Source organism: Halopseudomonas bauzanensis, from assembly GCF_900114735.1.
GTDB lineage: Bacteria > Pseudomonadota > Gammaproteobacteria > Pseudomonadales > Pseudomonadaceae > Halopseudomonas > Halopseudomonas bauzanensis.
The window spans coordinates 1-9714 of record NZ_FOUA01000013.1 but is presented as its reverse complement, the minus strand read 5'-3'; the positions used below and the strand labels follow the sequence as shown (position 1 = coordinate 9714).

At 58.6% G+C, this 9714-nt stretch carries 12 protein-coding genes; 4 read left to right on the top strand and 8 right to left on the bottom strand.

The genetic code is table 11. The features are described 5' to 3' along the window. The first annotated feature begins 83 nt into the window (after positions 1-83). The 3 genes from BM267_RS16495 (at position 84) to BM267_RS16485 (ending at position 2096) form a co-directional block, all read left to right on the top strand. Entirely contained in the window at positions 84-242 is a 159-nt protein-coding gene (locus BM267_RS16495) for a non-canonical purine NTP pyrophosphatase (RefSeq protein WP_268870415.1), read from the top strand. After that, positions 239-1033: an SIR2 family protein gene (locus BM267_RS16490; RefSeq protein ID WP_022964875.1), complete on the top strand. Its 795-nt coding sequence runs from the start codon at positions 239-241 to the stop codon at positions 1031-1033. Before BM267_RS16495 ends, BM267_RS16490 begins: the two co-directional genes overlap by 4 nt. Positions 1034-1328: 295 nt before the next feature. Next, positions 1329-2096: an SIR2 family NAD-dependent protein deacylase gene (locus BM267_RS16485; RefSeq protein ID WP_022964665.1), complete on the top strand. Its 768-nt coding sequence runs from the start codon at positions 1329-1331 to the stop codon at positions 2094-2096. Between the two features lie 140 nt (positions 2097-2236). Here the strand turns inward: BM267_RS16485 and BM267_RS16480 are convergent, their stop codons facing one another. From BM267_RS16480 to phnC, 8 genes are all read right to left on the bottom strand, one after another. After that, complete coding sequence (locus tag BM267_RS16480; protein ID WP_028615160.1) at positions 2237-2644, bottom strand: hypothetical protein; 408 nt, start codon at positions 2642-2644, stop codon at positions 2237-2239. Continuing rightward, positions 2598-3380 (bottom strand): MFS transporter, encoded by a 783-nt coding sequence (locus BM267_RS16475; protein WP_028615159.1) that lies wholly within the window; start codon positions 3378-3380, stop codon positions 2598-2600. The genes BM267_RS16480 and BM267_RS16475 overlap by 47 nt, the downstream gene beginning before the upstream one ends. Next, positions 3377-3916 (bottom strand): TetR/AcrR family transcriptional regulator, encoded by a 540-nt coding sequence (locus BM267_RS16470; RefSeq protein WP_022964664.1) that lies wholly within the window; start codon positions 3914-3916, stop codon positions 3377-3379. Before BM267_RS16470 ends, BM267_RS16475 begins: the two co-directional genes overlap by 4 nt. A gap of 396 nt (positions 3917-4312) precedes the next feature. After that, on the bottom strand, positions 4313-5185 hold the full coding sequence (locus BM267_RS16465) for a LysR family transcriptional regulator (RefSeq protein WP_022964663.1): 873 nt from the start codon (positions 5183-5185) through the stop codon (positions 4313-4315). Continuing rightward, positions 5179-6189 carry a phosphonate dehydrogenase PtxD gene (gene ptxD, locus BM267_RS16460; RefSeq protein ID WP_022964662.1) on the bottom strand — a complete coding sequence of 337 codons (1011 nt, stop codon included), beginning with the start codon at positions 6187-6189 and terminating at the stop codon, positions 5179-5181. Before ptxD ends, BM267_RS16465 begins: the two co-directional genes overlap by 7 nt. Before the next feature lie 8 nt (positions 6190-6197). Beyond that, entirely contained in the window at positions 6198-7025 is an 828-nt protein-coding gene (gene phnE, locus BM267_RS16455; RefSeq protein ID WP_028615158.1) for a phosphonate ABC transporter, permease protein PhnE, read from the bottom strand. A gap of 8 nt (positions 7026-7033) precedes the next feature. Beyond that, on the bottom strand, positions 7034-7897 hold the full coding sequence (phnD, locus tag BM267_RS16450) for a phosphate/phosphite/phosphonate ABC transporter substrate-binding protein (protein ID WP_022964660.1): 864 nt from the start codon (positions 7895-7897) through the stop codon (positions 7034-7036). Further along, positions 7897-8721 carry a phosphonate ABC transporter ATP-binding protein gene (phnC, locus tag BM267_RS16445; RefSeq protein ID WP_023628720.1) on the bottom strand — a complete coding sequence of 275 codons (825 nt, stop codon included), beginning with the start codon at positions 8719-8721 and terminating at the stop codon, positions 7897-7899. The genes phnD and phnC overlap by 1 nt, the downstream gene beginning before the upstream one ends. A gap of 247 nt (positions 8722-8968) precedes the next feature. On the opposite strand from phnC, the gene BM267_RS16440 reads away from it, so the two are divergent. Beyond that, the gene (locus BM267_RS16440; protein ID WP_022964658.1) at positions 8969-9370 is read left to right on the top strand and encodes a VOC family protein; all 402 of its coding nucleotides are present in this window, start codon (positions 8969-8971) and stop codon (positions 9368-9370) included. Positions 9371-9714 lie beyond the last annotated feature (344 nt).

Below are 9714 nucleotides of genomic sequence, written 5' to 3'. Positions count from 1 at the left end.
TGATGGGAGAGGTCATGCAAAATGCCATGGCAATGCGGCATGATGCTCCGGCTTCAATTCAATAACCGTGTTGCACTCAGCTCCTGCAACCGCCGGGCTTTCAATGGGATTGCGTCTTCGTTCCGAATGGACACATTCAAACCTTCGCTGAAATGGGTGAGGCCAAGGACGAGATCTCCATGCGTCGTAAAGCCCTTGACCAGTTCGCGGCATACCTCAATTCCGTGAGAGGCGTGGAATGAACGCTGAATTATTCCATGCACACCGCACCAACAAGCTGATGCTGTTTGTAGGCGCCGGAGTGTCTGCCAATCTCAACCTACCAACCTGGAGCCAGCTGACATCTCACATTGCAACGGAACTGGGTTATGACCCCAAAATTTTCTCCACATATGGCACCGCGCTAGCGCTAGCGGAGTTCTATAAGAAGAAAAAGGGTAGTCTCGGGCCGCTGCGTAGCTGGATGGATCGTGAATGGCACAAGCGCGACGTAGACATCACTCAATCCGAGATTCATCGGCTAATCACCCTTGGAAAATTCTCGCGAATCTACACAACCAACTACGACCGGTGGCTAGAAATCGCCCATGACAAATTCGGCGTCCCATTCGATAAAATTGCAAGTGTAGCCGACCTAGTGTCCGTCACAGACGGCCGTCGCCAGATTGTAAAGTTTCATGGGGACTTCGATGATGACGCATCAATCGTCCTGGACGAGACCAGCTATTTCCAGAGGTTGAACTACGACTCGCCGTTGGATATCAAGCTCAGCAACGATGTCCTGGGGAACTCAGTGCTCTTCATCGGATACAGTCTATCTGACATCAATATCCGACTCCTTTTCTATCGGCTGACAGAAATGTGGGGGCGCTCCGCCATCTCATCTGCGAGACCAAAATCCTACGTTTTCACGAACCGGCCAAACCCGGTAGCACTGGAGGTTCTAGGGCAATGGGGAATCGAAATGATTGTTTCGGAGGAAGACGACCCAAAGAAAGCACTCACTGATTTCCTGAAGGAGCTAGTGAGCTAAGCATAGCTGAACGCGATTGAGTAGCTATCACCTTTAAGAATTGAGTCGACTTAGAGTGTGCTGGCGGTGTTGGGTGCCCGCTTCTGGCCGAAAGCGGTCTTTCGCATGGAGCCGCTTGCTGCCGCTCTGCTAGGGGAGCGTTTCGCAGGCACCGCCAGCAGAATTCGCGCAGATCCTGCAGCGGCCCCATTAATCCTTCGTCGTATAATCTGTATTGGCGTCGCAGGATAGGACGGGCTGGAGTCGAGCAACCGACGCAGTAACAAGGCTGCTTAAGGAGGCAGGAGATCAGGTCATGACCTATACCATTCCAGAAAAGATAATCGAGACGATACGGAAATCTAGACGAATGGTGATCTCCACCGGAGCGGGAATCTCCGCGGAAAGTGGGATAGCGACCTTTAGGGATCCGGTAGACGGACTCTGGTCTCAGTATGACCCGGAACTCCTTTCCACCCCGGAAGCTTTCCGCCGTGACCCGTCGCTAGTATGGGGATGGTACGAGACAATGCGCGGCCAGATGCGCAACGCATCTCCCAATCCAGCGCACCACGCCGTTACGGAGCTCACCGTGATTGTCCCTGAGGTCGCTTTAATCACGCAAAACATAGATGATCTGCACGAACGAGCTGGGGCTTCAGACGTAATACACCTTCACGGGAGAGTGTTTGATTCCCGGTGCTTCGCTTGTGCTCGACCTCACTATCGTCGAGACATACCAGCCACCCTTGGGGGGCCGATCGAGCCGCCTCGTTGCGGCCATTGCAACGGAAGGATTCGTCCAGGAGTGGTGTGGTTCGGGGAACAACTGCCCCAGCGCGACGTCAAGCGCGCTTTCGATGCTGCGAAGCGCTGCGACTGCCTCATTTCAATCGGCACATCTGGTGAGGTAAACCCCGCTGCGACCCTACCCGACATCGCTCTGGACTCGGGGGCAAGTGTCATACACGTCAACATTGACCCTTGGTGCCAGCACAGGCCCAACGAGTACTTGCTGGAAGGCCGAGCCAGCGAAATCATGTCGACAGTTCTAGCAGAGGCGTTCCCGAGCGGCAAAAGATAATGATCTGTACGTCACGCCAGCGGCCCACAAGCATTCGTCGCGAGAACAGATCAAGGATACCATCGGCGGAGCCCTAAGGTGGATATGGCGCCTCTATTTACAAACACCGCTGGCTCTTGGCCGGAAGCGGCCGGACGGAGTCAATTCAAAACAACTCCTTTTCTTCGCGGCTTGAAGAAAATGGCCACACAGGCGGCCGCAGCAAACATGGCCAGCGCACCGAGCGTGCCAATCGCGTTCATAGCTGCCCCGAACAGGGGGGTACCTATGGCCTGGCCGAGCGCTAGGCTGAGAAAAGGAATGCCCAGCCCAAGATCAGGACGATCCGGCATCAACTTGATGCCCTGAATCAGGAACACCCCGGTGGCTACGATGTAGGCCGCGCCGAACAGACCCATGGTGGCAAAGGCAAACACCGGCGAGAAAGCGGTCGCCGTCACACCCAGCGTGCTGATGGAGATCCCGAACAACGCGCAGCCATGAACGTGGGCTGTGCCGAACCTATTGGTCAACACGCCCGTCAGCGAGCCGCAGATACCGGAAAACACCCACCACGATCCAGACCCACGCCAGACGATCAGCCGCAAACTGAAAATCATTGCGCAGAATATCCGCCCCAAATGTCCAGACAGCAGTGCTCGCCGTCCCGGTCAACGCTGCACTTGCGCACAACGCCGGCACTCCAGGCCAGGTAAGGTATGGGAGGGAAAGCGTACCCCCTGGCTGAACGTGTCTGACAGGGGGTACAGCGAACCAGAGCCATAACGAGATCCCTGCGCCTATCAAGGCAAACAAACCGTAGAGCTCCCGCCATGCACCAGCCGCCAACAGCGCCGCCATGCCGGAAAACACGATTCCCGCCGCGGTGCCGGCATTGATCATTCCATTTGCCTTGGGGCTGTCGCGGTCATTGAAGCGTGCAGCAACAGCAGTGGCGAGCGGCGGCGAAGTTAACCCTGTACTCAATCCGGCCAGACCAATGCCCAGGCCCAGCGTCCACGCTGAAGAGGAAAACGTCACGATGCCCATGCCGGCCGTTGCCGCCAGTGCAGCTGCTAATGCGATGAACCGAGGACCCAGCTTCCCAACCCCGTAAAAAGCCAAAAGGATGCCGACGCAGTAAGCTGCAAAGGCGCTTCCGCCGACCCACCCAGCAGCGGTTACTCCCAGAGACAGGTCCTCTCGAATCTGCGGCAACAGCATCCCATACGCAAACCGCGCCAAGCCATATGAAAGGGCGGTCAAGGCAAAGCCCGCCGCCACCAGGTTCAGGTCGCGCTTCATGGCCGGTCAGTTCCAGCAAATGCAATCAGTGACAATGCCGCCTGCTTGGCATCGTCGATGACTGACGCGCCCGCTACACCGGCTCCGGCGGTGGCGCCCTCGAATAGGAGCCAGACCTGTGTGAACAGACGCTCATTGTTTTTCCCCAAAGCGAGCTTCACGCGTTCAGCCACCTCATTTCGAAACTCAGTCTTTTGGGCATCAACGAGCGAGACGACCTCCCTACTCGCCTGGGCATATTCGCTGCGCGCTCGCAGGAGCATACAGCCAAGCGTGCCGTGCTCCCGCACCCAAGCTCGAAGCGTATCGAAAAGCGCCTCGACGCTACCCGGCTGCGCTTGAAGCTGATCCATAAACGTGCGGTGCCGTTCCGCTAGAACGGCGAGCACCAGCCCGTTGCGCGAGCCGAAGTGTTTGTAGAGCGTGCGGGTGGAGATTCCAGAAGGCGCTATGAGACGGTCGATTCCGATGCCCCTAAAACCTTCCGCTTCAAACAGACGCGTAGCGCCATCAATTATTTCTGTACGTTTATTCATGCATCGAGTGTAAAACGATCGATTTACATGTCAAGCACCGGCTCTGAGTGGGCGCATCGCTGCGAAGCTAGTGGAAGATTGGCGTCTATCAGATTTCAGGCTCGCTCAAAGCGAAACGAAGCCGCGGATCCATCTCGAATCTTTCAGCCAATCTCTGGGTGACAGTCCGCATTTCGATTAGAAGGGACGGGGCAGCGCAGACTCACCGCCTTTGCTTGGCCTCATCGGCTATCAGGCCCGCTCCTGAGCCTGCGAACTATCGGTCACGGCCGAAGCGGGTCAGCGGAAAGGATGAGCATATAGATGGGCATTGTGAGCGCCAGCCACCTTGCGGACATCTCACCAGCCAGCACTTGGAAATAAGCTCTCACTTCACGTCGGCCGGGATTGAGGTCGTCACAATCCAGCTAGATCTGCCTCCTCCAATAAGTGCCGCACAAATCCCGGCGGGTGCAGATTTCCGGGAGGTTTGCGCCAGATCAGTTGGAGACGCTTTTCAAGCCCCGGGATGGGAAGAGCTACCAGCGCGCCACTGCGAACTTCGTCTTGTACTGCGGAAGCCATCACCAACGACACGCCGAGTCCCGCCCTGACCGCTTGTTTGACTGCCTCGGTGCTGCCTAGCTGCATACCGCTGCGAGGCACGCCCAGCTCGCCAAAGTATTCGGTCAGAAGCCGTCCGGTACCGCTACCCGGTTCACCTCCCAGCATCGGCAGGTCCACCAGACGATCACGTTCTATGCACCCTGCTTCAGCCAGCGCATGGTCGGGGCTGACGATAAGCACCAGCGGCTCGACCCGCCAGAGGCGGTGTTCGAAGTCGGGGTGAGGTAGCCACCATTCCATGATCGCGGCGTCGAGCTGGCCCGCCAGTAGCTGGTCGGCCACATCCGGGTTGGCGGCGATGCGCAGATCCACCTCGCCCCTCTCATTTGCGGTCGTCAGATAGCTGCGCACGAATGGCTGGAGAAGGTAGGTGCCGATGTTGGAGCTAGCCCCGACGCGCTCACGATTGCCATGCAGGGCTTCTAGCGCCCGGTCGTGCATGTCGAGCAAGGCGGTCGCATGCGGCATGAAGGCCAGCGCCCGTGTGGTAGGCTGGCAGCCGCTACGACTGCGCTGCACCAGCGTTACGCCGACCTGCTCTTCAAGCTTCTGCAAGTGCTGCGACACCGTCGGCTGGGCCAGCCCCAACGCCCTCGCCGCGCTCTGAAAACTGCCTGTTTGAACGATCGCTACCAGGCTCTTCAGCCAGACCGGATTCAACATGCGGCAGGCTCGGCCTGGGGCAGACGGTTCGCAGCGTTGATTGGGCGCGCACCTGCCAATGCCTGGATGATGTTCTGCGCTGCACAACGTTCAATCTCCAGGCGCACCGCGCGCACTGCCGACCCTATGTGCGGAGTGAACAGCGTATTCGGATGCGCGAGCAGCGCAGGATCGATCAGCCGCGGCCGGTCCGCGCGAGCCCAGTCTTCCATTTCGAATACATCCGCCGCATACCCGCCGAGCTGGCCTCGCTCAAGCGCCGCGAGCACGGCGGCTTCATCCACTACCGAACCACGACAGGGGTTTACAAGCAGAGCGCCCGGCCGTACGAGGGCAAGCAGCACGGCGTTGACCAGATGCTGGGTATCGGCATTCAAGGGAAGCGCCAGCAGGATGAAGTCCGAGCTGGCGAAGAGTTCGCTGCACGCCACCTGGCGCAGGCCGAGCCGTTGCTCGGTTTGTGTATCCAGAGCCTTCGCCTCGTGGTACTGCAGGGTCGCGCCCCATCCCTGCAAGCGCTCAGCCATGGCCAGTCCGATGGCGCCCATGCCAAGGATGCCGACCGTAGCGTTATCCAGCCCCGTGCCGTAGAACTGTGGTTGCCAGCCCTGGAACTCGCCAGAGCGGACGAACGCATCTGCTGCTCGCAGATGCCGCCCCAGCCCCACCGCCAGTCCAATCGCCAGCTCGGCAGTCGGGACGGTCAACAGATCAGGCACGAAGGTCAGCCAGACCCCGCGGGCAGTACAGGCGTCCACATCGAAATTGTCGAAGCCCTTGAGCGCGCAGCCGACTACACGCAGCTCAGGGCAGGCTTGAAGAAAGTCTGCATCGACCCGATCGGGCATGAACGCCATCATCGCCTGAGCATCGCGGCAGCGGCGCAGAATTTCCTCGCGCGTCAGCGTGCTGTCGGTCTGGTTGGTCATCAGCTCGCAATGTGGCGCCAGCAGTTGCAGGATCTCATCGTGTACCCGGTGAGTTATAACGAGTTTCGGCAGCATGGAGTTTCCTATTTGAAGCGTTTGCGCAGTACGCCGCTGAAGGCGTCTACCAATGTGACCATGGCCAGGATGACCAGCAGGATCGCGGCCACCTCCTGATACTGCATGATGCGCAGCGAGCCCATGAGTTCGAAGCCGATACCGCCGGCGCCAACCATGCCCATCACAGTTGAGGCGCGAAAGTTGTATTCCCAGCGGTAGATCGCCACGTCAGCGAACTGCGGCGTCACTTGTGGCAAAACCGCGTGGAGCAGCACTTGCATCGGCGTAGCCCCCGCAGCCCGAGCGGCTTCCACCGGCGCTTCGTCGACGTGCTCGATGGCCTCGGCGAAGAACTTGCCGACCATGCCGATCGAATGCAGACCCAGCGCAAGCACGCCTGGCAAGGCGCCGAACCCTACGGCTGCAACGAAGATGATGCCCATGATCAGCTCCGGCACCGACCGCAGGGCATTGAGCAGCACCCGGGCAACACCGAACACAAGGGGGTGCGGCGCCGTATTGCGCGCTGCAACGAAGGCCACCACCAGCGAGAACACCACTGCGATGGCCGTACCGGCGATGCTCATCGCCAAGGTGTCGATCAAGGGGCGAATCCAGCTTCGATAGCCCGAAAAGTCCGGCGGCATCGCCTCGCCTGCCAGGGTCGCGATGGAGGGCAGGCCGTTCAGCAACGTGGTGGCATCGAGCAGCCCCACGTACCAGCAGGCCAGCAGTACCACTCCGAGTACAATCGCCACCTGCCCCAGCTGGCGCCACCAACCGAGGCCGAAGCCTCGGAGGATGTGCTCGCGTTGCTCAGCAGGCAGCGCCTGCACGTCGTAATGAGTAGACATATCGGTGCTCACATCGTGGCGAAGTCGAGGCCGAGCAGCGATCCCATGTTGCGGATCACATCGTAGTCGGCGTCGGTGATGGGCGCGAAGGCCTCGGCCTTGAAGTTGCGCAGCACTTCGGGATCGTCGATACCGACGAACACATCCCGAACCTTGGTTTTCAGCTCGGGGCTCAGGTTGGAGCGCATCGCCCAGGGGTACTGGGGATATTCGCCGCTGTAACCGAGTACCTTCACTTTGCTCGGATCGATCAGGCCACGTTCGGCTACGTGATTGAAGATCACCTCCGACAGCCCACCCGCATCGGCGTTGCCGTTCGCCACGTTGACGGCAACGGCGTCATGCGTGCCGACAAAATGCTGTTCGTAATCCTGCCCACCCGTCAGCTCGGCCGTCTCGAGGAGAACGGTTTTGGGAATCAGATGGCTGGATGTCGAAGCCCGGTCACCGTAGGCCATCTTCTTGCCCTTGAGGTCGGCATAGTCGTTCACGCCTGACGCGACATTGGCGATGATCACCGAGCGATAGGTTGGCTTGCCGTCGATCACCATGGCAGCGAAGGGCTCGATGTCGCTTTTGCTTTTGGCCATGACGTAGGACAGCGGACCGAAATACGCCAGGTCGATACGGCCGAAACGCATCGCCTCGATCATCGAGGAATAGTCGGTGGTTACGATCAGCTGCACCTTCTTGTCCAGATGCTTTTCCAGATAATCCTTCAGCGGCTGGTTACGCTTGATCAGCTCGGAGGCGTTCTCGTCCGGTAGCAGGGCAACTTTCAGTACATCTGGATCGGCATCGGCCGCTACGGCGGACAAACTTGAAACAGCGGACAGCAAGCAGGTCAATAAGAGCGCGGATAAGCGTTTCATCAGGACATCTCCAGTGAAGGTTCGAGCATGACAGGTGGTTCGGCCGGAGCATTCGCTGGCTGAGTCGTAGAGCGGCCTGCATAGATGCGCTCAAGCTGCGCATCGGTGAGTTCCGAGGGCGCGGCATCGAAAACGATCTGAGAATCGGCCAGCCCGACGACGCGATCGGCGAAGCGGCGGGCATATTCGAGTTGATGCAGCGAAACGATGGCGGTGATCCCGTCTTCCTTACAAATGTCGCGCAGCAGTCCGAGAACGCGGACTGAGGTTGCCGGGTCGAGGCTGGCTACCGGCTCATCGGCCAGAATGATCGCCGGCTGCTGCGCTAACGCACGCGCGATGCCTACCCGCTGCTGCTGGCCACCGGACAATTTGTCCACTCGGCTCAGCGCCTTGTCTGCCAGTCCGACCCGGGCGAGGCAACTGAGCGCAATCTCCTGATCGGCACGCGGCAAAGGAAACAGCGAGCGGAGCGTGCTGTGAAAGGCCAGCCGGCCGGTCAGCACATTAGCCAGTGCGCTTTGACGTTCGATCAATTGATGGTGCTGGAAGATCATGGCGGTACGCCTACGATGCTGACGCAAGGCCGAGCCGCTGCCGAGCTCACCGAGTTCGCTGGTGACACTGCCGCCAGTGGGCGTGACGAGTCGATTGAGACTACGGAGCAAGGTCGACTTGCCTGCGCCCGAGAGACCAAGCAGCACGGTGAACTCACCACGCCGGAATGCAACCGAGGTATCGCTCAGGGCGGTCACGCCGCCTGGGTAGATGACGCTCAGTCGGTCGACCCAGAGCACGGCGTCCTGTATCGGGTGGGGTGTCATATGATCACCTTTCGCAATTTTACGGGCCGCAGAATTGCGGTTCGCAATGCAGAAGGTAAGCATTTTTTGTTAATGCACTGCTTCAAAATGATGACGATTCAATGAAAGCTGTGGATTTCCTCGCGAGAGCGAGAATGGCTAGGTCGACAGGCCAAATTTGTTCTCAGCGCATCAAAATCATTCAAGACCGCAGCAGAGAACCCTGACACCGTTATAGCCTACCACCCACTAACGGAGAGACACTCATATGGGCATTCGCTCCAGCAGTATTACTATCGTCACAGAAAGCCTTGTCGCCACGCGTCAGTTTTATGAACGACATTTTCAAGCCCAGCGATTGTTTGACTGCGGCTGGTATGTGGTGCTGCGTCTAAGTGGCCCAGCCGCACAGGAGATTTCCCTGATGCGTCCCCAGCAGGGAATGGAGCCGTTTAGAGGCGGTGCTTATGTTAATTTGGAGGTGGAAGATGTCGATCAACTCTACGCCAACCTGACGTGCGCAGGTCTAGAAGCGGTGAATCCGCTCGACGATCATCCATGGGGCGACCGCGGTTTCGGATTGGAGGATCCCAGCGGAGCTATCGTGTATTGCTATCAGCGCATTGAACCAGCCGACGAATTCAAGGCCTACTTCATCAAGGCCAACTGACAAATAGACTGTCGGTAGTAAGCAGCGACGTACAGTCGTTTTCGTGACGGCGACTTCGCTGCTCGGTCGACTGGACCGACTAACCGCTTTGGGAAGGAAAGCGCTTCTCCCCCGCCAGATGTTAAATTTGAGCGATGCGCATCCCTTATGAGGATTTGAAGAGCAGCGAGCTATAGCGCACGAACTTCCATATCGGAAATTTTCTTCTTCAAACAGGATGCTGGCCCGCGCCCAAACAAAAGGTGAACGGGGCGGCGGCAAAAACTGAGTGCAACACCTGACCTTTCCGGTACGGTGCTGCCCCTATGTCTTATACCGAACTCAGCGTTGAAGAGCGCGCCACC